At 31.3% G+C, this 23,871-nt stretch carries 27 protein-coding genes; 18 read left to right on the forward strand and 9 right to left on the reverse strand.

Features of this window, described 5'->3' with window-relative positions:
- Window positions 1-160: 160 nt before the first annotated feature.
- The 3 genes from rplS to prmC form a co-directional block, all read right to left on the reverse strand.
- Complete coding sequence (gene rplS, locus BUB70_RS07950) at window positions 161-514, reverse strand: 50S ribosomal protein L19 (RefSeq protein ID WP_073120344.1); 354 nt, start codon at window positions 512-514, stop codon at window positions 161-163.
- Between the two features lie 117 nt (window positions 515-631).
- Window positions 632-1,309: a tRNA (guanosine(37)-N1)-methyltransferase TrmD gene (gene trmD / locus BUB70_RS07955; RefSeq protein ID WP_073120917.1), complete on the reverse strand. Its 678-nt coding sequence runs from the start codon at window positions 1,307-1,309 to the stop codon at window positions 632-634.
- A 105-nt stretch (window positions 1,310-1,414) separates the two neighbouring features.
- Entirely contained in the window at window positions 1,415-2,260 is an 846-nt protein-coding gene (prmC, locus tag BUB70_RS07960; protein ID WP_073120346.1) for a peptide chain release factor N(5)-glutamine methyltransferase, read from the reverse strand.
- A gap of 46 nt (window positions 2,261-2,306) precedes the next feature.
- On the opposite strand from prmC, the gene BUB70_RS07965 reads away from it, so the two are divergent.
- Genes BUB70_RS07965 through BUB70_RS07980 form a run of 4 tightly spaced genes read left to right on the forward strand, consistent with a single transcriptional unit; the run spans window position 2,307 to window position 5,309 of the window.
- Entirely contained in the window at window positions 2,307-2,774 is a 468-nt protein-coding gene (locus tag BUB70_RS07965) for a hypothetical protein (protein WP_073120349.1), read from the forward strand.
- Entirely contained in the window at window positions 2,774-3,826 is a 1,053-nt protein-coding gene (gene ribD / locus BUB70_RS07970; protein ID WP_073120351.1) for a bifunctional diaminohydroxyphosphoribosylaminopyrimidine deaminase/5-amino-6-(5-phosphoribosylamino)uracil reductase RibD, read from the forward strand. Before BUB70_RS07965 ends, ribD begins: the two co-directional genes overlap by 1 nt.
- On the forward strand, window positions 3,823-4,689 hold the full coding sequence (locus tag BUB70_RS07975; protein WP_073120353.1) for a hypothetical protein: 867 nt from the start codon (window positions 3,823-3,825) through the stop codon (window positions 4,687-4,689). The genes ribD and BUB70_RS07975 overlap by 4 nt, the downstream gene beginning before the upstream one ends.
- Window positions 4,686-5,309 carry an IMPACT family protein gene (locus BUB70_RS07980; RefSeq protein ID WP_143155267.1) on the forward strand — a complete coding sequence of 208 codons (624 nt, stop codon included), beginning with the start codon at window positions 4,686-4,688 and terminating at the stop codon, window positions 5,307-5,309. Before BUB70_RS07975 ends, BUB70_RS07980 begins: the two co-directional genes overlap by 4 nt.
- On the opposite strand, the gene BUB70_RS07985 is transcribed toward BUB70_RS07980, so the two are convergent.
- Window positions 5,306-5,713, reverse strand: coding sequence for an acyl-CoA thioesterase (locus tag BUB70_RS07985; RefSeq protein ID WP_073120920.1), 408 nt, complete (start codon window positions 5,711-5,713; stop codon window positions 5,306-5,308). The genes BUB70_RS07980 and BUB70_RS07985 overlap by 4 nt on opposite strands.
- A 206-nt stretch (window positions 5,714-5,919) precedes the next feature.
- Between BUB70_RS07985 and dnaA the strand changes: the two genes are divergently transcribed.
- From dnaA to BUB70_RS08000, 3 genes are read left to right on the forward strand one after another with little or no spacing between them, the layout of a single operon-like run.
- Window positions 5,920-7,350, forward strand: coding sequence for a chromosomal replication initiator protein DnaA (gene dnaA / locus BUB70_RS07990; RefSeq protein WP_073120355.1), 1,431 nt, complete (start codon window positions 5,920-5,922; stop codon window positions 7,348-7,350).
- A gap of 3 nt (window positions 7,351-7,353) precedes the next feature.
- Window positions 7,354-7,818, forward strand: coding sequence for a low molecular weight protein-tyrosine-phosphatase (locus tag BUB70_RS07995; protein WP_229742979.1), 465 nt, complete (start codon window positions 7,354-7,356; stop codon window positions 7,816-7,818).
- A 1-nt stretch (window position 7,819) separates the two neighbouring features.
- Entirely contained in the window at window positions 7,820-8,524 is a 705-nt protein-coding gene (locus BUB70_RS08000) for an SAM-dependent methyltransferase (RefSeq protein WP_073120357.1), read from the forward strand.
- Between the two features lie 131 nt (window positions 8,525-8,655).
- Here BUB70_RS08000 and mltG read toward each other — a convergent pair whose 3' ends face one another.
- The 3 genes from mltG to dapF are packed head-to-tail and all read right to left on the reverse strand — an operon-like array spanning window position 8,656 to window position 10,985.
- Window positions 8,656-9,678, reverse strand: coding sequence for an endolytic transglycosylase MltG (gene mltG, locus BUB70_RS08005; protein ID WP_073120359.1), 1,023 nt, complete (start codon window positions 9,676-9,678; stop codon window positions 8,656-8,658).
- A complete protein-coding gene (locus BUB70_RS08010) occupies window positions 9,659-10,207 on the reverse strand; it encodes a GNAT family N-acetyltransferase (protein ID WP_073120361.1) in 549 nt (182 codons plus the stop codon). The genes mltG and BUB70_RS08010 overlap by 20 nt, the downstream gene beginning before the upstream one ends.
- Window positions 10,188-10,985 (reverse strand): diaminopimelate epimerase, encoded by a 798-nt coding sequence (gene dapF / locus BUB70_RS08015; protein WP_073120362.1) that lies wholly within the window; start codon window positions 10,983-10,985, stop codon window positions 10,188-10,190. Before dapF ends, BUB70_RS08010 begins: the two co-directional genes overlap by 20 nt.
- Before the next feature lie 119 nt (window positions 10,986-11,104).
- Between dapF and BUB70_RS08020 the strand changes: the two genes are divergently transcribed.
- The 9 genes from BUB70_RS08020 to BUB70_RS08060 all read left to right on the forward strand — a co-directional run bounded on the left by BUB70_RS08020 (window position 11,105) and on the right by BUB70_RS08060 (window position 19,830).
- A complete protein-coding gene (locus BUB70_RS08020; RefSeq protein ID WP_073120363.1) occupies window positions 11,105-11,449 on the forward strand; it encodes a phage holin family protein in 345 nt (114 codons plus the stop codon).
- A gap of 77 nt (window positions 11,450-11,526) precedes the next feature.
- Window positions 11,527-12,903 carry a trypsin-like peptidase domain-containing protein gene (locus tag BUB70_RS08025; protein ID WP_073120364.1) on the forward strand — a complete coding sequence of 459 codons (1,377 nt, stop codon included), beginning with the start codon at window positions 11,527-11,529 and terminating at the stop codon, window positions 12,901-12,903.
- Between the two features lie 147 nt (window positions 12,904-13,050).
- The gene (gene dapA / locus BUB70_RS08030) at window positions 13,051-13,935 is read left to right on the forward strand and encodes a 4-hydroxy-tetrahydrodipicolinate synthase (RefSeq protein WP_073120365.1); all 885 of its coding nucleotides are present in this window, start codon (window positions 13,051-13,053) and stop codon (window positions 13,933-13,935) included.
- Window positions 13,936-13,947: 12 nt separating this feature from the next.
- Window positions 13,948-14,757, forward strand: a complete 810-nt coding sequence (locus BUB70_RS08035; protein ID WP_073120366.1) for an outer membrane protein assembly factor BamD — start codon at window positions 13,948-13,950, stop codon at window positions 14,755-14,757.
- Window positions 14,758-14,775: 18 nt separating this feature from the next.
- Window positions 14,776-15,096 carry a DNA-directed RNA polymerase subunit omega gene (locus BUB70_RS08040; protein WP_073120367.1) on the forward strand — a complete coding sequence of 107 codons (321 nt, stop codon included), beginning with the start codon at window positions 14,776-14,778 and terminating at the stop codon, window positions 15,094-15,096.
- 6 nt (window positions 15,097-15,102) lie between these two features.
- On the forward strand, window positions 15,103-16,314 hold the full coding sequence (gene coaBC, locus BUB70_RS08045) for a bifunctional phosphopantothenoylcysteine decarboxylase/phosphopantothenate--cysteine ligase CoaBC (RefSeq protein WP_073120368.1): 1,212 nt from the start codon (window positions 15,103-15,105) through the stop codon (window positions 16,312-16,314).
- Window positions 16,307-17,203 (forward strand): type IX secretion system protein PorD, encoded by an 897-nt coding sequence (porD, locus tag BUB70_RS08050; protein WP_073120369.1) that lies wholly within the window; start codon window positions 16,307-16,309, stop codon window positions 17,201-17,203. Before coaBC ends, porD begins: the two co-directional genes overlap by 8 nt.
- A 16-nt stretch (window positions 17,204-17,219) precedes the next feature.
- Window positions 17,220-18,878, forward strand: coding sequence for a DNA repair protein RecN (gene recN, locus BUB70_RS08055; RefSeq protein WP_073120370.1), 1,659 nt, complete (start codon window positions 17,220-17,222; stop codon window positions 18,876-18,878).
- Window positions 18,879-19,014: 136 nt separating this feature from the next.
- Window positions 19,015-19,830, forward strand: coding sequence for an enoyl-ACP reductase FabI (locus tag BUB70_RS08060; protein ID WP_073120371.1), 816 nt, complete (start codon window positions 19,015-19,017; stop codon window positions 19,828-19,830).
- Window positions 19,831-19,896: 66 nt separating this feature from the next.
- Here BUB70_RS08060 and BUB70_RS08065 read toward each other — a convergent pair whose 3' ends face one another.
- Window positions 19,897-20,397: a hypothetical protein gene (locus BUB70_RS08065; protein ID WP_073120373.1), complete on the reverse strand. Its 501-nt coding sequence runs from the start codon at window positions 20,395-20,397 to the stop codon at window positions 19,897-19,899.
- A 107-nt stretch (window positions 20,398-20,504) separates the two neighbouring features.
- The gene (gene trxB, locus BUB70_RS08070) at window positions 20,505-21,452 is read right to left on the reverse strand and encodes a thioredoxin-disulfide reductase (RefSeq protein WP_073120374.1); all 948 of its coding nucleotides are present in this window, start codon (window positions 21,450-21,452) and stop codon (window positions 20,505-20,507) included.
- A 230-nt stretch (window positions 21,453-21,682) separates the two neighbouring features.
- Here trxB and BUB70_RS08075 point away from each other — a divergent pair, with 230 nt between their 5' ends.
- On the forward strand, window positions 21,683-22,435 hold the full coding sequence (locus BUB70_RS08075) for a glycosyltransferase (RefSeq protein ID WP_073120376.1): 753 nt from the start codon (window positions 21,683-21,685) through the stop codon (window positions 22,433-22,435).
- A gap of 5 nt (window positions 22,436-22,440) precedes the next feature.
- The gene (locus tag BUB70_RS08080; protein ID WP_073120377.1) at window positions 22,441-23,850 is read left to right on the forward strand and encodes an ArnT family glycosyltransferase; all 1,410 of its coding nucleotides are present in this window, start codon (window positions 22,441-22,443) and stop codon (window positions 23,848-23,850) included.
- The last annotated feature ends 21 nt before the right edge of the window (window positions 23,851-23,871 follow it).

Here is a 23,871-nt window from a genome sequence, read left to right on the forward strand (position 1 = left end):
ATTAAGCTTATAAAGTTTTGCAAATGTACTAATAATATTATCTTTTTCTACAGGGTGTTAAAAACATAACACCTTTTATAAAAGCTGTGCTATTTTTCATACAAAAAAAAGCTCAATACACAGGGTATTGAGCTTTTTAGAGATTAAGAATAAAAAGAGATTATTTACGTCTAACTTCTTTAATTCTTGCTTTTTTACCAGTAAGTTCTTTAAAGTAGTAAATTCTAGCTCTACGAACTTTACCTTGTTTGTTCAATTCGATTTTTTGAATAGCTGGTAAGTTGATTGGGAAGATACGCTCTACACCAACAGTTCCAGACATTTTACGAATTGTAAATGTTTCTGAAGATCCAGTTCCTCTTCTTTGGATTACTACACCCTTAAAGAACTGAGTTCTTGTTTTAGCCCCTTCTTTAATTTCGTAGTACACAGTAATTGTGTCTCCTGCTTTAAAGTTAGGTACGTCTTTTTTTGCTACAAATTCGTCTTGTACAAATTTTACTAAAGATTCCATCTTATATATTTTATAATGGTTGTAATCTGAAACAACATTCACGAGTATCGTCAGAGGTTAATTCAGGACTGCAAAAATAATAACAAAATATTAGATATTCATAAAAAAATAAATATTTTATTCATCTAATAAATCAGGTCTTACTCGTTGGGTAAGTTCATAGGCTTTATCGGTTCTCCATTCTTCTATTTTAGGAAAGTTTCCGCTGGTTAAAACCTCTGGAACTTGATGTCCTTTATAATCTGCAGGTCTTGTATATACTGGTGGGGACAATAAATTGTCTTGAAAAGAATCTGTTAAGGCAGAAGTTTCATCGCCTAAAACTCCAGGAATCAATCTTAAAATGGTGTCGCATAAAACAGCAGCACCAAGTTCACCACCACTTAAAACATAATCTCCAATAGAAATTTCTTTGGTAATAAATAGATCTCTTACACGTTGATCAACTCCTTTATAATGTCCGCACAAAATAATCATGTTTTCTTTCAAGGAAAGATGATTAGCAGTGCGTTGATTTAGGGTAGGAGCATCGGGAGTCATGTAAATAATTTCATCATATGCTCTTTCTGCTTTTAATTTGCTAATACAAGCATCAATAGGTTCTATCATTAAAACCATTCCTGCACCACCACCAAATTGCATGTCATCAATTTTACCGTAATCATTAATGGCATAATCTCTTAAATTATGAAAGTGAACTTCTGCCAATCCTTTTTCTTGAGCTCTTTTCATAATTGAGTGTTCAAAAGGACTTTTGATTAATTCTGGCGATACCGTAATGATGTCTATGCGCATGGTAATATTTTTTTGCAAAAGTAATTATTTAGTATTGAGTACAAAGTAATGAGTCTAAAGTATTAAGTGCAAAATTACTTAATACTATGTACTGACTACTCGCTACTAAAAAGTAGCCTTAATCATTCTATCGTTTCCAAACATATCTTTTTTTAGTTCTATGTTTTTGAATCCGATTTGCTTTAATAGTTCAATCGTTTCTTTGCCTAAATATTGATTGATTTCATAGTACAAAGCCCCTTTTGGTTTTATGGCTGATATAGCCAATTCAGCAATTTTTTTATAAAAAATTACAGGATCATTGTCTTCTACAAATAAGGCTAAATGGGGTTCAAACTCCAATACATTTTTTTGCATTTCGGCTTTTTCTAAATTCCTTACATAAGGAGGATTGCTGACAATGACATCGTATTGTTGAGGGAACTGATTTGTTGTTAAAATATCTTGGTGAATAAAGTTGATATTCACTTTATTAATTTCAGCATTTTTTTTAGCGGTTTCAATGGCTTTGGTAGAAATATCAATAGTATTTATATTTGCATCATTTAAACTTTTAGATAAAGCAATAGGAATACAACCAGAACCTGTCCCAATATCTAAAACATCTAAATTTGGAGCCGTAGAATAATCATTTAATATCCATCTTATCAATTCTTCAGTTTCAGGTCTAGGAATTAAAACATGCTCATTTACCATGATTTTTAAATCCATAAATTCTGTAAAACCAATTAAATGTTGAATAGGTTGATGTTCTGCCAATCTAGAAATAATCTGATCAATTTTAGTGTTTTTGTCATCAGAAACAATTTTGTTAGGCTCTAATGCAAAATCAATTTTAGAAAGGTTTAGTACATCTTCTAAAATTATTTTAAAAAAAGAATCAATTTCTGAAGTAGGGTAATGACTTTCTAAAGTGGCGTATAATTTTTGTTTAAATGAGAGTAAAGTCATTAATTGGCTTATTTATTGATATTTTTGCGGATACAAATATACAAATATGAAGTTCGTAAAGTTATTATTCGTTTTTATTAGTGTTGCCTTAGTGGTTTCTTGTTCCAATTTAAAAGCTCCGGAATATGTTGGGGTTGGAAAAGTAAATGTTTCAAAAATCATCAATGATTCTATTACCATTAAAGCAGGTTTAAAATTTAACAATCCTAACAGAATGGGAGGAAAAATTGCTTTGAGTGATTTGCATGCTGTGGTGAATGATATAGATTTAGGAAAATTGAAAAATCAAGAAGTAAAAGTGCCATCGAGAAAAGATTTTGAAGTGCCGCTAGAAATTAAACTGTCTTATGGACAAATTTTTGATTCTAAAAAAGGATTGTTAAACTCTATTCTAAGTAGTATTTTAACCAACGAAGTAGCGGTTAAGTTTACTGGAAAAGCTACATTTAAAAAGTTTTTAGTTAAAAAAGAATATCCAATCCAGTTCAACGACAAAATTAAAATATTAAAATAATGCTTTCTTCTCACGAAATATTTATGCAACGTGCTGTTTCCTTGGCAAAAAAAGGAACACGTTTGGCGTATCCCAATCCTTGTGTGGGAGCTGTAATTGTTTGTGATGGGAAAATTATAGGAGAAGGTTATACGAGTGCTTATGGTGGTTCTCATGCAGAGGTAAATGCTATTAATAGTGTGGCTGATGAAAGTTTATTAAGTAAAGCTACTTTGTATGTTACCTTAGAACCTTGTGCGCATTATGGGAAAACACCACCATGTGCCAATTTAATTGAAGCTAAAAATATTCCAAAAATTTATATAGGTTGTGTAGATACTTTTGCAGCAGTGGCGGGTAAAGGAATTGAAATTTTATTAAAAGCAGGTAGAGAAGTTCATGTAGGGATTTTAGAGGAAGAGTGTATAGATTTACATAAACGTTTTTTTACCTATCACAATAAAAAAAGACCTTATGTTTTAATCAAATGGGCTGAAACGCAAGATGGTTTTATAGACAAAGAGAGAGAGATTAATAGTCTTGAAGAAGCCAAACCCACTTGGATTTCTAACGAATTGTCTAAACAAAGAGTACATCAAATTAGAGCCATAGAACATGCTATTTTGGTAGGGACCAATACTGCTTTAAAAGACAATCCTACTTTAACTACAAGATCTTATGGAGGAGTGTCGCCCGTAAGAATTTTAATTGATAAAAATTTAAGAGTTCCTAAAACTTACCACTTGTATAATGGAGAAGTAAGAACAATCATCTTTACGGAGCAAGAAGCAAGTAATGAAGCGGTTCAATTTGCGAAAATTGATTTCTCTAAAAATATTCTTCCTCAAATAATGGAGGTGTTGTATCAAGAAAAAATACAATCTGTTTTGGTAGAAGGTGGAAAACAATTGTTAGATAGTTTTATTGAACAAGATTTATGGGATGAAGCTTTTGTCTTTGTAGGGAATGATAAATTTGAGAAAGGAGTAAAAGCTCCAGTACTAGAAGTAAAACCAAATGAAACTTACGCATTAGGAACAAACACTGTAAAACATTATACCAAAGAAATATGATTTATTTACTGTTGAGTATTTTGTTTACCACAGCTGTTTTTTTAACCCTCAAAGAATTTCAACGTTATCAATTAGATAATTTACAAGCCATTGTAGTGAGTTATTTTATGGCTTTGGGAATAGGATGTTTGCATAGTAACTCTCCTTTTTCGGTTCCTTTTCTACTTTCTCAATCATGGGTTTGGGGGGCTTTAACAATTTCAACTTTGTTTATTATTACATTTAATTTAATGGCGGTTACGGCTCAAAAAGGTGGTTTGTCGGTTATGACAGTTGCTAATAAAATGAGTGTTGTCATTCCCATTTTTATTGGAATTTTTTTGTGTCAAGAAGATGCTGGAGTTTTAAAGATATTAGGAATCGTATTGGCTTTGTTGGGTGTTTGGTTTACCTCAAAAAAGAAAGGAACTTATCAATTTGATAAACGTTTGTGGTATTTACCTTTTTTAATTTTTATAGGAAGTGGTTTGGCTGATGCCATCATCAATCATATGCAAGCATACTATGTAGCCCATAATGCTTTGGATTTGTTTTCTACTTCTTTGTTCTTTTTTTGTGGATGTATAGGGGTTGTTGTGTTAATGATTAAAAAATCAATAGGAAATTTAAAATTGTCTTTTAAGAATTTAATAGGAGGATTGATTTTGGGAATCCCCAATTATTTTTCTATTTATTTTTTGTTAAAAGCATTGTCTCATCCAGATTATGAAACATCTTTAATTTTTTCAGTAAACAATTTATTAGTTGTTTTGATCTCTGTACTTTTGGGCTTATTTCTTTATCAAGAAAAACTAAGTAAACAGAATTATATCGGATTAGGAATGTCCGGGTTAGCCATTATTGTACTTTATTTTGCTATATGAGTAAATCACAAATAGAAACATATAAAACCATAGAAAATCCTGTAGAAGCTACGCTTTACAAAGAAAAAGGAAGTAAGTTTATAGGTTTTTTATTTTCTGTGACCAATGAGGAAGAGGTAAAAGAAAAACTAGAAGAAATTAAAAAACAATATCATGATGCTAGACATTGGTGTTATGCGTATCGTTTGGGTTATGATGGATTGACTTATAGGGTAAACGATGATGGAGAACCAAGTAATACAGCAGGACAGCCTATATACGGTCAACTATTATCTTTTGATGTAACCAATGTTTTATTAATTGTAGTTCGTTATTTTGGAGGTGTGAAATTGGGCGTAGGAGGATTGATTAAAGCTTATAGAACTTCAGCTGAAGAAACTTTAGCGGAAGCGACTATAGAGGAGAAAATAATCAAAGAAGCATTTATTATAAAAAGTTCTTATGAACATGTTGATAAAATCATGCGATTGATTAAAACATATGATTTGGAAATTCAACATCAAGAAATGTATTTAGATTGCCAATTTACATTGCTTTCTCCTGTCGCTATTTTTAATTCTGTAATTCAGTCTTTTGAAGATTTAAGATGTGTTGAAGTTTTAGTAGATAAAGAAGATTAATCTTTTTGTTTTAAAATAATGTCTAAAATGTTTTCAGGGCATTTCATTGGTCTGTTTTTTTTCATGTCAACAAACACCAAAGTTGACTCTCCAGTTGTTAACAATTCACCTTTCTGGTTGTAGATTTCGTAGGTAAAAATAATCTTGGCAGTAGGAATCTGTTTTATTGAGGTTTTTATAGTAAGAACATCGTCATACTTTGCAGGTTTTTTAAACTCAGTCAAGAGGTTAACTACGGGTAATATTATTCCTTGTTCTTCCATCTCTTTGTAGGATATGCCTGCTTCTCTAAGCCATTCAATGCGAGCAATTTCAAAGTACTTAGCGTAGTTGCTGTGGTGCACATATTGCATCTGATCTGTTTCAGAATATCGTACTCTTAATTCAGTTGTTTTTGATTTCATTGGTTGTTTTAAAATATGTTTTATGTTAGGTAAAAAAAACATGAAATACAATACCCATTCCGTTTTTTTTTAATGAATTTTATTCACACTTTTGTAGTCCCCTAGAAGTATCACTTTATTATTGATGTAGTTCAATAATAAATGAACTTTTTTGCGAAACTAAACTAAACTGAAAACTAACCAAAATTAAAGTGCATAAGATTACAATGATTAAAACCGCTGAGACTGTTTGGGCTGCTTGCTTGGAATTTATTAAGGATAATATTACACCAGTTGGATTTAAAACTTGGTTTGAACCTATTGTACCTGTTAAATTAGAAGGAGGAGCATTAACCATTCAGGTTCCTAGTAAGTTTTTCTTCGAGTTCTTAGAAGAAAATTATGTGAAGATTTTAAGAAGTGCTTTGGTTAGAGAGTTAGGTAAAGAAGCACGTTTGTTATATGATGTAAGATTAGAAAATTCATATAGCAGTAAAGTACCCCAAACGGTTAAAATTCCAAGTTCTAACCGTGCCCCAATGCAACCACAGAATGTGAACTTTCCAAGTAAAAATATTAGTAGAGAGGTTAAAAATCCTTTTGTAATTCCTGGTCTTCAAAAGGTAAAAGTTGAATCTAACTTAAACCCTAACTATTGTTTTGAAAATTTTATGGAAGGTGAATCTAATCGTTTAGGAAGATCTGCTGGAATGGCTGTGGCGAATAAACCAGGTGGAACTTCTTTTAATCCATTAATGATTTATGGCGGAGTTGGGTTAGGAAAAACACATTTAGCACACGCAATAGGAGTACAAGTAAAAGATAAATATCCGGACAAAACAGTTTTATATGTTTCTACGGAAAAGTTTATACAGCAATATGGTGATGCCGTTTTAAAGAATAATAACAGAAATGATTTTTTACATTTTTATCAAATGATAGATGTGTTAATTGTTGATGATATTCAATTCTTATCAGGTAAAACCAAAACTCAAGATGCATTCTTCCAGATTTTTAACGAATTGCATCAAAATGGAAAGCAAGTTATTTTAACTTCTGACAAAGCTCCTGTAGATATGCAAGACATTGAACAACGTTTGTTGTCTCGTTTTAAATGGGGATTGTCGGCAGAATTACAAGCACCAGATTATGAAACTAGAATAAACATCTTAAAGAACAGATTGTACAGAGATGGTGTTGAGGTTCCTGAAGAAGTGATTGAGTTTATTGCAAAACACATTAAAACAAATGTTAGAGAATTAGAGGGAGTTGTAACTTCTTTAATTGCTCAATCTGCATTTAATAAAAAAGAGTTTAGCCTTACTTTGGCAAAAGGTATTGTTGATAAGTTTGTTAAGAACACCAAAAAAGAAGTTTCAGTGGATTATATTCAGAAAGTAGTTTCTAAATATTTTGAAATTGATTTGGCTACTTTACAATCTAAAACAAGAAAACGTCATATTGTACAGGCAAGACAATTGGCGATGTATTTTTCTAAAAAGTTAACCAAGTCATCATTGGCTAGTATTGGTTCTCAAATAGGAAAAAGAGATCATGCTACGGTATTACACGCTTGTAAAACGGTAGATAATTTAACAGCTACTGATAAACAGTTTAAGAAATACGTTGATGATATTTCTAAAAAACTTTCATTTTAGTCTATGGTGAAACCAATTAAGGTTTTAATGGTGTGCTTAGGAAATATTTGTAGGTCTCCTTTGGCTGAAGGTATTTTAAAATCTAAGATTCAAAATCAAAATGTTATTGTAGATTCTGCAGGAACAGGAGCTTATCATATTGGTAAGTTACCAGATCCAAGATCTATTGAGGTTGCCAAAAAACACGGAATTGATATTACAGATCAAAAAGCTAGAAAAATATCAAAAGCAGACCTAGATACTTTTGATTTTATTTTTGTGATGGATGAGTCTAATTACAGAAATGTTTTAATGATGGCTACTAATGAAACTCAGTCTGCAAAAATATCGATGATTATGAAAACCATATATCCGCGTGAGGATATATCTGTTCCTGATCCATATTATGGAGGAGATAATGGTTTTGAACAAGTATATCAAATGTTAGATGAAGCTTGTGATGTAATCGTTAACAAAATAAACGCATAGAATGAAAGGAAATTTATATTTAATACCTACAACTTTAGGGGATAATGAACCTCTAGAGGTGATGCCTATTTCTGTAAAGTCTGTAGTAGAAAGTTTAACTCATTTTATTGTAGAGAATGAAAAATCTGCAAGACGTTTTATAAAAAAAATAACCCCATCAAAATCACAGCCTAGTTTACAATTAAAGTTGATAGATAAATATGTAGATCCTGTAGAGGTGAATACTTATTTGGATGTTTGTATGCAAGGAGAATCTATTGGTTTGTTGTCAGAAGCGGGAGTTCCTGCTGTTGCAGATCCAGGTTCTGATGTGGTTGCTTTGGCTCATAAGAAAGGAATTCGTGTAGTTCCTTTGGTAGGTCCATCGTCTATTTTAATGGCTATGATGGCTTCTGGAATGAATGGACAGAGTTTTGCTTTTAATGGTTATTTACCTATTGAAAAAGGGGATAGAAAAAGAGAGATCAAACGTTTAGAGCGTTTGTCTAAAGATCATAAACAGTCTCAAATTTTTATTGAAACACCTTATAGAAATCATAAGATGTTAGATGATTTGCAAGCAACATTGTCTCCATCTACAAGACTTTGTATTGCTGCTGATATTACCATGCCTTCTGAATACATCAGAACTTTTACGGTGGCTGAATGGAAAAATCAAAAGCCAGAAATACATAAAATTCCAGCTATTTTTATTATTCACGCTTAGCAGATTTCTAGTATAAAGTATTCAGTAAACAGTCTTCAGTTGTTAAATTATAACCTGGGTGTTATCTATCTTTAAAATCCATCTCGACTTCGCTCGATGACCTGGTTTAGGGGCTGTTTACAAAGAAGCTTTTATCTATGTATTCTGTGATTGTTTAACCAACGTTGGTAAGCAGCAGCATTTCTGTTGTGTTGGCTTAAATTCTTAGCAAAATTATGTGTTCCTAGTTTATCAGGACTTGCACAAAAATAATAATAAGGATGCCTTTCTGCATTTAAAACAGCATCAATAGCATCTATATCGGGCATGGCAATAGCTGACGGAGGAATACTTCTATTATTGTAAGTATTGTAAGGTGAATTAATATCTAAATCTTTTTTTAAGACTCTTTTGATCACGGTATCTCTTCCGTACTTTTCTTTCAAAGCATATATAATAGTTGGATCGGCTTGTAAAGGCATACCAACTCTAACTCTGTTTAAATAGACTCCTGCCACTTTTGATCTTTCAGGTTTGTATGAAGTTTCTTTGTGTACAATAGAGGCTAAAGAAATAATTTCGTTTTGACTAAGGTTTAACTTATTAGCTTTGGCAATTCTATTCGCATTCCAAAACCTTTTATAAGCTTGTAGTAATTTATCTCTTAGTTGATTTGGGCTAATTGTCCAATAACAATCATAAGTATAAGGCATACACATGTTTAATACGGTTTTGTGTGTAAATCCCTCTTGTTTTAAAAAATCACTATTTATTAAACTATTTAAAATACTGATTGAATCTGCTTCGATTTGTTGAGCTAATCTTCCTGCTAAATTTTCAATATAATTTTGGTTGTTAAAAGTGACCTTAATAGGAGTTTGTTTTCCACTACGCAATAAGTTAATGATGCTATTCGCACTCATATCTTCTTTTAAAATATACATTCCGGGTTTAACATGATTGTATTTTTTTAAAGAAGCTACTGTTTTAATATCACTAATATCATTACAAACAGAATCTAAAGCAATGAGTACCTGAGGTAAAGAATCTGTTGATTTTATATAGATTTTAGTATCGTGTTTTATTTGTGTACCATAAATAATACTATAGAAATAAATTCCTATAATGGCAATTGCTAGACTAAAAATTCCTAGGCTATAATATGTTTTTTTCATGTAAAATTGAAGGATGAATTAACTGGTAAAAAGCGACGTCCTTAAAATCTCCATCACTAAAAATCCAGTCTTTACGAATACCAATCAATTGATATCCTAATTTTTCAAATAGTTGAATACTCTTTTGGTTGTCTGTTGTAATATTTGCGTACAGCTGTCTAAGGTTTAAAAAAGAAAACGCATATTTATTTAAAAGCTTTATGGCTTCGGTGGCATAGCCTTTTTGTTGATGATTTTGATCAATTAAAATACCAACACCAGCTCTTAAGTGCTGGGGGCTAAAATCGAATAAATCAATCATTCCTACAATTTGATGTTTTTTATCTTCGATAGCAAAACGTAATTGCTTGGCTTCATAAATATCTAAATGTGCATTTTCTAAATATTGCTTCAGGATATAACGAGAATACGGCGTTTGAGTATTGCTTACTTCCCAGTAAGCTTCATTATTTTCTATGTTGTATAGAAATTCTAAATCTGTTGGCTCAAGAGCACGTAATCTGATGTTTTTACCTGTTAGCTTCCCCATGATATTTGATGTTTCCGTTGAATACAAATGTAGCTGGTCCTTTTAGGAACACATTTTTGTAGCCATTTTCCGTAGGTTCAAAAGAAACTTCAAGTTCACCTCCTTCAACTTTTAAAGGAATTTTGGTGTTTGTTGTTTGCTTTTGTTCGTACATAGCAATAGCTACTGCTGTTACTCCAGTTCCACAGGCAAGTGTCTCATTTTCAACACCTCGCTCATAGGTTCTTACTCTAAATTTATCATTATTTAATGATTCTACAAAATTTACATTGGTTCCTTTGTCAAAATAAGGGGCACCATATCTAATTTTTGCACCATTTGTTTTTACATCATACTCTCCAATATTATGAACCATTTGTACATGATGAGGAGATCCTGTGTTTAAAAAGCAGTGATTGTTATAAACTTCCACGGCATCTACGTCAATCATTTGTAGGTTGGTAATTCCGTTTTCGTAAGTAGCGTAATGCAAACCATCAATAGCATCAAAAGTGGTTTCTTTTTTAAAAATTCCAAGTTTGTGGGCAAAAGCAACCAAACAACGTCCACCATTACCACACATAGTACTTTCAGATCCATCGGCGTTGTAATACACCATGGTAAAGTCGTATTGATCAGAAGGATTTAGCAACATAAGTCCGTCAGCTCCAACTCCAAAACGTCTATCACATAAAAAGTGAACCAAGTCAGTGTTTTCTCTAGGAAAGCTAAGATCTCTATTGTCTATTACAACAAAATCATTACCTGTTCCTTGATATTTATAAAAGTTAATTTCCATTTCTAAAATTTAATCCTACAAAAATACAAAGAAAAATAGGAGGGCACATAAAACTCAGAATAGATTGAACAGATTTTTGTGTTTCGTTTAAATAGATTGTATTTTTAAAAGAAAAAAAGATGAAACAAATAGTTCAATTATTAGTGAATGCTTTAGCTGTAGTATTAATTGCAAACTTATTGCCTGGTGTTGCGGTGGCAAGTTTGGGAACAGCTGTATGGGTGGCATTAATTTTAAGTATTTTAAACTTATTGGTAAAGCCAATTTTAATTGTATTGACTTTGCCGATAACAGTCTTGACTTTAGGATTGTTTTTACTAATTATCAATGCAATTATTATTAGCATGGCGGATGCTTTAATTTCAGGTTTTACAGTTAATGGAATTGGAATAGCCATTTTGTTTAGTTTATTGTTATCTGTTTTAGAGTCAGTACTATCAGTTTTGTTTGGACTGAAAGAATGACAGTCTGTAGAGGTATTTAAATTCTATTGGCACAGTTTTTGGAAATTTGATTTTGTATCATAAAAAATATAGAAATCATGAAACAAAATATTAAGTTATTTGTAGTTGCTCTTTTGGGAGGTTTTATTTCATTAACCCTATATAATCGTTTAATAACGCCAGAAAGGCAACAAGTAAATCAAACGGAAACCGTAAATCATTTTCCGGTATATACTAATAATTCAAAATTAGTTGCTGCTGAAAATTCAGTAGACTTTACCACAGCTGCAGAAGCAACTGTTAATGCAGTAGTACATGTTACAAATACTTCGGTTGGAGTTCAACAAGATCCTTTTTCTCAATTGTTTTTTGGACAAGGTTATGGTAGAGAGTATAAAAGAGTAGGAACGGGAAGTGGTGTATTAATTTCTCCTGATGGATACATCATTACAAACAACCACGTGATTGACAATGCTACAGATTTAGAAATTGTTTTAAACAACAAAAAAAGATACAAAGCAGAGTTGATTGGTACGGATAAAGCAACAGATATTGCTTTGTTAAAAATTGATGCGGAAGATTTACATTATATTACTTTTGGAGATTCAGATGCTACTAAAATTGGAGAGTGGGCTTTGGCAGTAGGTAATCCATATAATTTAACTTCTACAGTAACAGCAGGAATTATTAGTGCTAAGGGTAGAGATTTAGAAGGTGATGGTAGAATTGAATCTTATATTCAAACCGATGCGGCTGTAAATCCAGGAAATAGTGGAGGGGCTTTGGTAAATACAAGAGGAGAATTGATTGGAATCAATACGGCTATTTCATCACAAACAGGTTCTTTTGTTGGATATTCTTTTGCTGTTCCTTCTAATATTGCCAAAAGAGTGGTAGAAGATTTAATGGAAAATGGAACGGTGAAAAGAGCTGTTCTTGGAATTTCTACAGAATTGAAAGAAGATGTTAACGGGGTTTATGTATCAGAGGTTTCTGAAAATACAGGAGCTAAAAAGGCAGGATTACAATCTGGAGATATTATTACAAAATTAGATAACAACACTATTCATAAATTTTCTGATTTGGTAGGTCAGTTAACGGCAAAAAGACCAGGAGATCAAGTTTTAGTAACAGTTAATAGAGATGGGATTACTAAAGACTTTAAAGTAAAATTATCAGAAATTAACGATATGATTACCGAAGCTTTTGGAATTCAGTTTGGAGGATTGTCAGATTCGTACAAGAAAAAAATGAACATCAATAGTGGATTGATGGTTAAAAAAATAAATAATAGAGGTTTACAAAAGTTGGGAATCAGACCTGGATATGTGATTTTGTCAATCAACAACCAAAAAATAAATAGTTTATCTGATGTGGAAAAAATAAAATCATTGGTAGAAAATGAAGAAGACATCAATAAATTAGTAGTTGTAAATCTAAACGGAGACAGAGAAACGTTCTCTAGAGGTTGGTAAAATCTAAGTATTTATACTGCTAAAAAAAAATACTCATTTTTTATTTGTGTTAAATTATCCTAGCTATTTACGTAAGTCTGTTTATTTGTGTGGATTTTATGTAAATAAAATAGTAAATTTGCAGGCTAGCATAATTAAAAGTAAAAGATGAGTATTTTTTTGGGTACAGGTGTTGCATTGGTAACTCCTTTTGATCAAGATGGGAATGTGGATGTTCAGGCTTTAGAGAAGTTGGTAGAATTCCAGATAGATAATGCTGTAGAATACTTGGTAGTTCTTGGAACTACTGCAGAGGTAGCAACTTTAACTAATGAAGAGAAAGAGTTGGTTAAAGCTACTATCATAAATACAAATGCTGGAAGATTACCTATTGTTTTAGGAATAGGAGGAAATAATACAAGTGCTGTAATAGAAGATATTAAGAATACTAATTTTGATGGAATTAATGCTATCTTATCAGTATCGCCATATTATAACAAGCCTACTCAAGAAGGAATATATCAGCATTATAAAGCTATTGCAGAAGTTTGTCCTGTGGATATTATTTTGTATAATGTGCCTGGAAGAACAGCTTCTAATGTTGCTCCAAAAACAGTAGTAAGATTGGCTGAAATTCCAAATATTATTGGAATTAAAGAAGCTAAAGGAGATATGGATCAAGCTTTGAAATTAATCAAGATGGTACCTAATGATTTTTTAGTAATATCAGGAGATGATATGATTGCTTTACCGATAGTATTAGCGGGTGGTGCAGGAGTAATATCAGTAATTGGACAAGCGTTTCCAAGTGAATTTAGCCACATGGTTCGTTTAGGTTTGTTAGATAAAGGAAGAAAAGCCTTTGCAACACAATATAAAATACAGGAAAGTATAGGGTTAATTTTTTCTGAGGGAAACCCAGTGGGAGTAAAAGCCTTGTTAGAAATATTAGGACTTTGTAACAGTAGTGTAAGATTACCTTTGGTAAAAGCAACCGATAAGTTACAAGGTGAATTGAAGCAATTTTTAGAATCATTTTACGTTGCTTCGTAATAAAATCAATTTATGTTAAGAAGTGTAAAGTTAAGTTTAGTTTTAGGAGTTGTCCTATTAACATCGTGTGGTAAATACAACAAAGTGTTAAATAAGGGTACTTCTGATGAACGATATATCATGGCAAATGATTTATACAAAGAAGAATCATACCAAAAAGCAAATCGTTTGTTCGAGCTAATTTTACCTGCTTATGAAACTAAACCACAAAAAGAAGTAGTAGTTTTTCGTTTGGCTGAAGGATATTTTAAAGTAAAAGATTATACAACAGCAATATATTATTACGAAAAATTCATCAGAAATTTCCCTAAGAGTACCGAGTTGGAAACAGCACAATATCAAATAGCAGAAAGTTATTTTAAGTTGTCTCCAAAATATAGTATTGACCAAACAGATACTAAAAAAGCAATGGAAGCTTTTCAGAGTTTTATAGATAACAATCCTGATTCTGATAAAATTGCTGATGCAAATAAAAGAATTAACGAATTAAGTTATAAGTTAGAAACAAAAGCTTTTGAAATAGCTAAACAGTATTATAAGATAGGAATTTATAATTCTGCTATGGTTGCTTTTGATAATGTTATATTAGATTACTTAGGAACATCTTATAAAGAAGAAGCAATGTTTTATAAGTTTAAATCTGCTTACGAATTAGGAATTAATAGTATTTACTATAAAAAAGAAGCTAGAATTAAAGATGCTATAAAGTTTTATACAAGATATAAAAAAGCATTTCCAAATTCAGAATATTTAAAAGAAGCTGATGATTTATACAACAAATTGTTAGAAGAAAGTCAGCCAAAACAAGAACAAAATAGTTAAGATAATTATATAAAAATCATGGATTACAAAAAAACAGAAGCTCCTTTGTCTACAATTACTTATGACAAATCGAAAGTAGAAGCGCCAACAAATAATATTTATGAGGCGATTTCAATTATATCTCAAAGGGCTACTCAAATTGGTAGTGATTTAAAAAAGGAGTTGGTAGATAAATTAGATGAATTTGCTACATACAACGACAGTTTAGAAGAGGTTTTTGAAAACAAAGAACAAATAGAAGTTTCTAAATTTTACGAAAAATTACCTAAAGCTCATGCCATTGCCGTAGAGGAATGGTTAGAAGGAAAAATTTATCACAGAAGACCAGAACAAGACTAATTTTCTATGAGTATATTAAATGGGAAAAAAGTTTTATTAGGGGTTAGTGCAGGCATTGCAGCGTATAAAACAGCTCATTTAGTAAGACAATTTATAAAAGCAGGTGCAGAAGTACAAGTTGTACAAACACCTGCTTCTAAAGAATTTGTTACCCCATTAACACTTTCCACTTTATCTAAAAATCCAGTACATTCTACTTTTTATAATGAAGAAGATGAGAATGCTATTTGGAACAATCATGTAGATTTAGGACTTTGGGCAGACATTATGCTGATTGCTCCGGCTACAGCAAATACTTTGGCAAAAATGACCAATGGTGTTTGTGATAATTTACTATTAGCTACTTATTTATCAGCCAAGTGTCCTGTGTATTTTGCACCGGCTATGGATTTGGATATGTATCAACATCCGTCTACCAAAACAAGTATTGAAAAATTAACTTCTTTTGGAAATATCTGCATTCCTGCTACTAGTGGAGAATTAGCAAGTGGTTTGGTAGGAGAAGGAAGGTTGGCAGAACCGGAAGATATTGTTGCTTTTATAGAAAAAGATATTCAGTCTAAATTGCCTTTAAGAGGTAAAAAAATATTGATTACAGCAGGTCCAACATACGAAGCTATAGATCCTGTACGTTTTATAGGAAATCATTCTTCTGGTAAAATGGGATTTGAAATAGCAAAATGTGCTGCTAATTTAGGAGCAGAAGTTATTTTAGTTAGTGGTCCTTCTAATCAAAAAATAACACATTCTTTTATTGAAAGAATTGACGTGGTTAGTGCAGAAGAAATGTATGTTGCCTGTCATAATTATTTTAAAGACATGGATGTGGCAATTTTGTCGGCAGCGGTTGCTGACTACAAACCAGCGAATGTAGCCAATCAAAAAATTAAGAAGAAAGACACTAGCTTACAAATTGAATTGTCTCCAACCAAAGATATTTTAGCTTCATTAGGAGCTATTAAGAATCAACAATTGTTGGTAGGTTTTGCTTTAGAAACCAATAACGAAGAAGAAAATGCGAAAGGAAAGATTGAGCGTAAAAACTTAGATTTAATTGTATTAAATTCGTTAAGAGATAAAGGAGCTGGTTTTGCAACAGATACCAATAAAATTACTATTATTGATAAAGATTTTAAGTTGCAAAAATTTCAAATGAAATCTAAAGCAGAAGTTGCTCAAGATATTTTAACAGTTATTACTAAAAAGCTACATGTATAAACAATTATTTTTATGTTTTTTTCTATTCGTTTTTACGTTTGTAAAAGCACAGGAATTAAATTGTAATGTAACGGTTAATGCAGAGCAAATACAGGTCTCTAACAATCAGATATTTAAAACTTTAGAGAATTCATTAACAGAGTTTATGAATCAAACGCAATGGACAAATATTGCGTTTAAGGATCATGAAAAGATTAAGTGCGGAATCACAATTTTGTTAACGGAACAAAAATCAACTAACTCTTTTGTAGGAACGCTTCAAGTACAGGCTTCTAGACCTGTTTTTAACTCAACTTATTACAGTCCTCTTTTAAATTATAAAGACAATAGTTTTTCTTTTCAGTACACAGAATTTCAGCCTATTGTTTATAATGAAAATGGGTACGAATCCAACTTGGTTTCTGTGATGTCTTATTACGCCTACTTAATTTTGGGAATGTATGTAGATACTTTTAGTTTAGAAGGTGGAAAACCTTATTTAAATACTTGTATATACATTGCCAATCAAGCGCAACAATCTGGTTATTTAGGTTGGGAAAATAGCAAAGGAAAAATAACTCGTTTTACTTTGATAGATCAGATGATCTCTTCGGCTAATGAACCTTTTAGAAAATTGTTTTATCAATATCATTTTGAGGTGATGGATGTTTTTGAGAGAAATCAAAAATCAGCTGCCTCAAGAATGGTTCAGTTATTATTGCCTTTAGAAAAAATGTACGATGAAAACCCTAATAGTTTTATGATTCGTATTTTTATGGATGCCAAAGCAGATGAAATTGTTAATATATTTAAAGATAATTCCTCTGTAGATACTTCAGAATTGGTATCAGTACTAAAAAGAGTTTCCTCTAACAACTCTAAAAAGTGGAGACAAATAGATTCTTTATAAACTTTAATTCACATTTATGTTAGTTTCATTATCTGTTCAAAACTATGCTTTGATCAAGAGATTACAAATAGATTTTACCCAAGGTTATTCTGTTATTACTGGAGAAACAGGGGCGGGTAAATCTATTCTTTTAGGAGCTTTAGGATTGGTTCTTGGAAATAGAGCAGACTTAACGAATTTAAAAGATAAAGATAAAAAATGTGTAATAGAAGCTGAGTTTCAAATTGATTCGTATAAAATTGAGCAAATTTTTGAAGAATTAGAGTTAGATTATGAGCCTTTAACTATTATTAGAAGAGAGTTATTACCAAACGGAAAATCAAGAGCTTTTGTAAATGATACACCTGTTAATTTAAAGGCTTTACAAGAACTTAAAGAGTATTTGTTAGACATTCACTCTCAACATAACACAAGATCATTATCAGATAAAAACTATCAGTTTTATGTGGTTGATGCTTTGGCTGGAAATTTAGAGCTTTTAAAAACGTATCAAGCGGAACTTAAAAAATATAAGAAGGCTGTAAAAGAATTAGCAGTATTAAAAGACAATCAGCAAGAAGCACAACAACAATATGAATACAATTTGCATTTGTATAAAGAGTTACAAAATGCCAAATTAAAAGAAGTTGATGAAATTGAAACTTTAGAAGCTGAGATAGAAAAACTTTCACATGCAGAGGACATCAAGACTTATTTGTATGAGAGTTTACAAGTTTCTACCGAAGAGCAAATAGGGGTGCAAACCTTGTTAAATCAGTTACAAGTAGCTTTGTCTAAAATAGCTCCTTTTGATGCTGATTATTCATCTATGCACGAAAGAGCAAAGAGTTTAAAAATTGAATTAGATGATTTGGTTTTTGAGTTAGAAAAACATGCTGATAGAGTAGAAGCCAATCCAGAAGAATTAGAAACATTAAATGATAGATTAAGTTTATTGTTTGATTTACAAAAGAAACATTTTGTAACTTCTTTAGCTGAGTTGATTAAGGTTAGTGAAAATTTAGAGAGAAAAGTTGGTGAAGTAGAAGACGCAGCAGATTTGTTGGCTTCTGCAGAAAAGAATGTAAATACTCAGAAAGCAGTTACTTTAAAAATTGCTCAAGAAATTTCTGACAAGCGAAAAAAAGTAGTAGATGATTTTAAGTTGGAATTGGAAATTGTTTTGTCTAAATTGAGTATGGAAAATGCACAATTTGTAGTTGATATTCAGCCAGTAAAAGAATTTACAGAATTTGGAATTGATGATGTATCTTTCTTGTTATCATCAAACAAAGGATCTGATTTTGGCTTGTTAAAAAAAGTGGCATCAGGAGGAGAGCTTTCTAGAATTATGTTAGGAATTAAGATGATTCTATCAAAATTTGTGAGTTTACCTACCATTTTATTTGACGAAATTGATACTGGAGTTTCGGGTGATGTAGCTACTAAAATTGCAGATGTAATGAATGCTATGGGACAAAATATGCAAGTAATTACCATTACACATTTACCACAAGTAGCTTCTAAAGCACAAACACATTATAAGGTATTTAAGAAAGTTGAAGGAGAAGAAACTGTGAGTTATTTAACTCAACTAGCAAAAAATGAAAGAATAGAAGAGATTGCAGAGATGCTTGGAGGAAAAGATAAAACACAATCTGCTATAGAGCATGCAACCCAATTGCTAAGTATTTAATTGGAAAAACTTATATTTGCCAAAAGTATTTGGTAGCTGGTATCAGGTAGTTGGTATCTAGTATTGATTGAAATGAATGAGTAATATATCAATCACCATTAACTACTAACCATTAACAATTAACCATTATTTACATATGTACAATTTATTAAAAGGTAAAAGAGGAATCATTTTTGGAGCTTTAGACTCTAATTCAATTGCTTGGAAAGTTGCAGAATCTGCACATGCAGAAGGAGCAACTTTTGTTTTAACAAATGCCCCAATAGCAATGCGTATGGGAGAAATTAACGAATTAGCTGAAAAAACAGGTTCTGAAATTATTCCAGCGGATGTTACTAAATTAGAAGACATCGAAAACTTAATTGAGAAATCAGTTGAGATTTTAGGAGGTAAAATTGATTTTGTTTTACACTCTATAGGAATGTCTGTAAACGTTCGTAAAAAAATTCACTATACAGATAATAACTACGATTTTACACATAAAGGTTTTGATATTTCTGCATTGTCTTTTCACAAAGTAATGCAAGTTTTATACAAAAAAGATGCGATGGCTGAGTGGGGATCTATTGTTGCTTTAACTTATATGGCAGCTCAAAGAGTATTTCCTGATTATAATGATATGGCTGATAATAAAGCTTATTTAGAATCTATTGCTCGTTCATTTGGGTATTTCTTTGGTAGAGATCATAAGGTACGTGTAAATACCATTTCTCAATCTCCTACAGCAACTACTGCAGGTAACGGAGTAAAAGGTTTCTCTGGATTTATTAATTATGCAGAAAAGATGTCTCCATTAGGAAACGCAACGGCTCAAGAATGTGCAGATTATACTATTACTTTATTTTCTGATTTAACAAGAAAAGTAACTTTACAGAATTTATTCCACGATGGAGGTTTCTCTAACATGGGAGTTTCTAATGAAATTATGGCTGCTTTTGAAGATCAAGAATAGTTTAAAAAATATAAAAAAAGCCTTCACATTTGTGAAGGCTTTTTTTATGCTATATGATAATTGTATTTATATAAATAACAAAGCCAAAGTCAATAGAATTCCACCTAAAGTAAACCACATCCCTTTTTTAAAAATAGCTGTTTTGGGCATAAACATCCAAAAAGAAGAAATGGAAAAGAATAATAAAGAAACTCCAAAAAATACATTTAACCAATACAAAGGATCGTTAGAAGTTGCTTTGTGTAATTTGGTCATTTGTTTCATTACATAAGGTAGATCTTTAGTGGTGTAATTGGCGATTCCTGTTTGTTTGTTATATCGTCCATTTTCAAAAAAGACAATGTTGTTTTCTTCTTTTAAAATTTTAAAGTGCTTTTGTCTTAAACTTTTACCTAATTCTTTATTGGGGATATTTTCTCCAATATTACGTTCAATAACTGTTTCTTTTTTTAAGAAATCGGTATTTCTAAAAACTAAAACAATTCCACTAAGTGCATAAACACTCATAATTCCAATTAAGAAAAATCCTAAATATCGATGGATGATTCTCATGTATTTATTTGTCATTTTTTTTGATTTAAGACTGTGATTTATAATAAAGGTTTAAATATTGAAAAATAAAAAAGGAAGCAATTTAAACTGCTTCCTTTTTTATTTTATCTATCTCTTTAAGTTTACTCTAAGCTTCCTAAATAACGCTCAGCATCTAAAGCGGCCATACATCCAGTACCTGCAGCTGTAACTGCTTGTCTGTATTCGTGATCTTGTACATCACCTGCTGCAAATACTCCAGGTTTGTTAGTTTTGGTAGATTTTCCGTGGGTAATTAAATAACCAGCATCGTTCATTTCTAACTGACCTTTAAAAATATCTGTATTTGGCGTGTGACCAATGGCAATAAAAACTCCAGTAACAGGAATTTCATGTTTTTCCTGAGTTTGATTGTTTACTACACGAACTCCTTCTACTACATTGTCTCCTAAAACTTCATCTAGTTCAGTATTGTATAATACTTCAATATTTTCGGTTCTGTTCACTCTTTTTTCCATGGCTTTAGAGGCTCTAAAATAGTCTTTACGAACCAACATAGTAACCTTGTTACAAATATTTGCCAAGTAAGTAGCTTCTTCTGCAGCAGTATCTCCAGCTCCAACTACAATTACATCTTGCTTACGGTAAAAGAAACCATCACAAGTAGCACAAGCAGAAACTCCACCACCTTTTAAACGTTCTTCACTTTCTAAACCTAAATACTTTGCAGTTGCTCCTGTGGTAATAATAACAGTTTCAGCTTCTATTTGTTTGTTACCATCAATCGTTACTTTATGAATTCCACCAATTTCATCGCTAAAATCAACAGCAGTAGCCATTCCAAAACGGACTTCTGTTCCAAAACGTTCAGCTTGATTTTTTAAGTCTTCCATCATTGCAGTTCCATCCGTACCATTAGGATATCCAGGGAAATTGTCAACTTCTGTAGTAGTAGTTAATTGACCACCCATTTGCATTCCAGTGTACATTACAGGTTTTAAATCTGCTCTTGAAGCGTATATAGCAGCAGTGTAACCTGCAGGACCTGATCCAATAATCAAGCATTTAATTCTTTCAATAGTATCTGACATTTTCTAATATTTTTAGAATTTATGAGTCGCTAAAATAAATCTTTTTTACACTTTTAAACGTTAATGTTTATAACTTTTAACAATCTAGCTATTGATTTTTTTAATAGTATTTTAGACAAGATAAAATGCCATGTTTATTCGTTTTCTATATCCATAAATAATTCTATTTTTACGTCACTGTTAAATAAAGATTAAGCAGTGTTAAATTTCCTAAGCTAGTCTATAACTATATGTTAGATACCACTAAAAATTATGATTTAATTATTGTAATTCCTTCTTACAATGAGTCTAAATCATTACGAGAAAAAAAGTTTCTATCTTTTTTAAATAATAAAAGAGAAGTGGCTATTTGCTTTGTAAATGATGGTTCTACAGATAATACTTTAGACATTTTAAAAGAGCTAGAAAATAAATCAGAAGATCAAATTGTAGTTTTTGATTGTATTGAAAATCAAGGTAAAGCAGGAGCAACTAAAATGGGGGTAAATTATTGTATCGAACATTTTAACTTTGATAAAATAGCTTATTTAGATGCTGATTTAGCAACTCCCCTTAAAGAGTGTTATAGAATTAGTAAAAAGTTAGATGGAAAATTGACTTTTGTTTTTGGTTCTAGAATTAAAAAATTAGGATCAAGAATTGAAAGGAGTTCTTTTCGATTTTTTACAGGAAGGGTTATTGCTACTTTTATTTCTAATATCTTAAAATTAGGAGTATATGATACTCAATGCGGAATAAAAGTATTTACCAAAGAGTTAAGCATAGAGGTTTTTAACAAGCCATTTTTGTCTAAATGGTTATTTGATGTAGAGATTTTCTTTAGAATTATTCAGTTATATACTAGGGAGGTTGCTATTACCAAAATGAAAGAAATCCCTTTAAGAAAATGGGTAGATAAAGGAGATTCTAAGGTTAAAATGAGCTACTTCTTTAAGTTATGGTTAGATTTGCTTAAAATTAATCAAGCTTATAAAAAACTATAAAATTCATGTTAGCGAATATTAAAAAGTACGCTTTAGAAATTACAGTATTTTTTCTTGCAGCACTTCGTTTACTAGTAGGTGCATGGCTTCCATTATTAGATAAAACCGAAGCAAGATATGCAGAAATTGCACGTATTATGTACGATACAGGTAATTGGGTAACCCCACAAATAGATTATGGAGTGCCTTTTTGGGCAAAACCCCCGATGTCCACTTGGATTTCTGCTTTTAGTTATCAAATATTTGGTGTGAATGAGTTTGCTGCTCGTTTTCCTTCTTTTGTATTGCAAGTTTCTCTAATTATTTTTGTAGCCAAAGCGTTAGATTTTACCAAAAAACAGCTGTATTGGTTTGCATTAATTTTGTTTACCATTCCTGAATATTACATCCATTGTGGAGTTGTTTCTACAGATTCTTCTTTGTTGGTAGGAATTACTTTTATTATGATTGGTTTTTGGAATTCTTTAAAAAATAATTATAATCAAAGAGCGTGGAAGTTTGTTACTTGGTTAGGAGTTGCTATTGGAATGTTGGCCAAAGGACCTATTGTTTTGGTATTAACTGTGCCACCACTTTTTATATGGTCTTGTTTGTATAAAGGTCAACTATTAACGTTTTTTAAAAAAGCATTATGGTTGCCAGGAATGATTTTGGCTTTTGTTATTTCGTTTACATGGTATTATTGGGCTGAAGCTAGAACTCCTGGTTTTATTGATTACTTTTTTGTTGGAGAACATTATAAGCGTTTTTTTGAATCTGGATGGCAAGGAGATAAATATGGCTTTGCCAAACAACAACCTATGGGGATGATTTGGCTATTCTTATTGCTTTTTTCTATTCCATGGATTCAATTTATTATTGTAAAAGTAATTAAGAAAAAAGAGGAGTTAATTAAAGATAAATGGGTAACATATTTATGGCTTTGGATGTTATGGACTCCAGTGTTTTTTACCATTTCTAAAAGTTTAATTCATACTTATACATTACCAAGTATGATTCCTTTAGGACTATTAGTGATGCATTATTTTGAAAGTTACCAAAAACAAAAAGCTTGGTTTGTTGGAGCCATGGTGGTTCCTGTATTGGTTTTTATAGGATTTATAGGAATGAATACTTTTTATAAAGATACCAATTGGCAAAACACAGATAAGCATTTATTAAAAGAAATGACTCATCAAGAGGTGACAGATGTATATGCTTGGGAATTTAAATCTTATTCTTCACAGTTTTATACCTCAGGAAAAATAAAAGTAATTGATACCGCTGAAGAGTTAGGTGAGTTGATGAAACAAGAAAATCCTTTTTATATTTTATCAAGAAATTCTCATTATAAAAATATGCCAGATGTTTTTAAAGAGCAGTTAACTCTTGTTGGAACCAATAAAAAATCTCAATTATTTATATACAATCCGTAAAAAAAAAAAGAGCTGTTACCA

Origin of the sequence: Wenyingzhuangia marina, assembly GCF_900130035.1 — a bacterium.
GTDB classification, from domain to species: domain Bacteria; phylum Bacteroidota; class Bacteroidia; order Flavobacteriales; family Flavobacteriaceae; genus Wenyingzhuangia; species Wenyingzhuangia marina.

Bases quoted from the DNA above. Each gene is read 5' to 3' on its own strand.
- rplS (WP_073120344.1), bottom strand. From the start codon at position 514: ATGGAATCTTTAGTAAAATTTGTACAAGACGAATTTGTAGCAAAAAAA.
- trmD (WP_073120917.1), bottom strand. From the start codon at position 1,309: ATGCGCATAGACATCATTACGGTATCGCCAGAATTAATCAAAAGTCCT.
- prmC (WP_073120346.1), bottom strand. From the start codon at position 2,260: ATGACTTTACTCTCATTTAAACAAAAATTATACGCCACTTTAGAAAGT.
- BUB70_RS07965 (WP_073120349.1), top strand. From the start codon at position 2,307: ATGAAGTTCGTAAAGTTATTATTCGTTTTTATTAGTGTTGCCTTAGTG.
- ribD (WP_073120351.1), top strand. From the start codon at position 2,774: ATGCTTTCTTCTCACGAAATATTTATGCAACGTGCTGTTTCCTTGGCA.
- BUB70_RS07975 (WP_073120353.1), top strand. From the start codon at position 3,823: ATGATTTATTTACTGTTGAGTATTTTGTTTACCACAGCTGTTTTTTTA.
- BUB70_RS07980 (WP_143155267.1), top strand. From the start codon at position 4,686: ATGAGTAAATCACAAATAGAAACATATAAAACCATAGAAAATCCTGTA.
- BUB70_RS07985 (WP_073120920.1), bottom strand. From the start codon at position 5,713: ATGAAATCAAAAACAACTGAATTAAGAGTACGATATTCTGAAACAGAT.
- dnaA (WP_073120355.1), top strand. From the start codon at position 5,920: ATGATTAAAACCGCTGAGACTGTTTGGGCTGCTTGCTTGGAATTTATT.
- BUB70_RS07995 (WP_229742979.1), top strand. From the start codon at position 7,354: ATGGTGAAACCAATTAAGGTTTTAATGGTGTGCTTAGGAAATATTTGT.
- BUB70_RS08000 (WP_073120357.1), top strand. From the start codon at position 7,820: ATGAAAGGAAATTTATATTTAATACCTACAACTTTAGGGGATAATGAA.
- mltG (WP_073120359.1), bottom strand. From the start codon at position 9,678: ATGAAAAAAACATATTATAGCCTAGGAATTTTTAGTCTAGCAATTGCC.
- BUB70_RS08010 (WP_073120361.1), bottom strand. From the start codon at position 10,207: ATGGGGAAGCTAACAGGTAAAAACATCAGATTACGTGCTCTTGAGCCA.
- dapF (WP_073120362.1), bottom strand. From the start codon at position 10,985: ATGGAAATTAACTTTTATAAATATCAAGGAACAGGTAATGATTTTGTT.
- BUB70_RS08020 (WP_073120363.1), top strand. From the start codon at position 11,105: ATGAAACAAATAGTTCAATTATTAGTGAATGCTTTAGCTGTAGTATTA.
- BUB70_RS08025 (WP_073120364.1), top strand. From the start codon at position 11,527: ATGAAACAAAATATTAAGTTATTTGTAGTTGCTCTTTTGGGAGGTTTT.
- dapA (WP_073120365.1), top strand. From the start codon at position 13,051: ATGAGTATTTTTTTGGGTACAGGTGTTGCATTGGTAACTCCTTTTGAT.
- BUB70_RS08035 (WP_073120366.1), top strand. From the start codon at position 13,948: ATGTTAAGAAGTGTAAAGTTAAGTTTAGTTTTAGGAGTTGTCCTATTA.
- BUB70_RS08040 (WP_073120367.1), top strand. From the start codon at position 14,776: ATGGATTACAAAAAAACAGAAGCTCCTTTGTCTACAATTACTTATGAC.
- coaBC (WP_073120368.1), top strand. From the start codon at position 15,103: ATGAGTATATTAAATGGGAAAAAAGTTTTATTAGGGGTTAGTGCAGGC.
- porD (WP_073120369.1), top strand. From the start codon at position 16,307: ATGTATAAACAATTATTTTTATGTTTTTTTCTATTCGTTTTTACGTTT.
- recN (WP_073120370.1), top strand. From the start codon at position 17,220: ATGTTAGTTTCATTATCTGTTCAAAACTATGCTTTGATCAAGAGATTA.
- BUB70_RS08060 (WP_073120371.1), top strand. From the start codon at position 19,015: ATGTACAATTTATTAAAAGGTAAAAGAGGAATCATTTTTGGAGCTTTA.
- BUB70_RS08065 (WP_073120373.1), bottom strand. From the start codon at position 20,397: ATGACAAATAAATACATGAGAATCATCCATCGATATTTAGGATTTTTC.
- trxB (WP_073120374.1), bottom strand. From the start codon at position 21,452: ATGTCAGATACTATTGAAAGAATTAAATGCTTGATTATTGGATCAGGT.
- BUB70_RS08075 (WP_073120376.1), top strand. From the start codon at position 21,683: ATGTTAGATACCACTAAAAATTATGATTTAATTATTGTAATTCCTTCT.
- BUB70_RS08080 (WP_073120377.1), top strand. From the start codon at position 22,441: ATGTTAGCGAATATTAAAAAGTACGCTTTAGAAATTACAGTATTTTTT.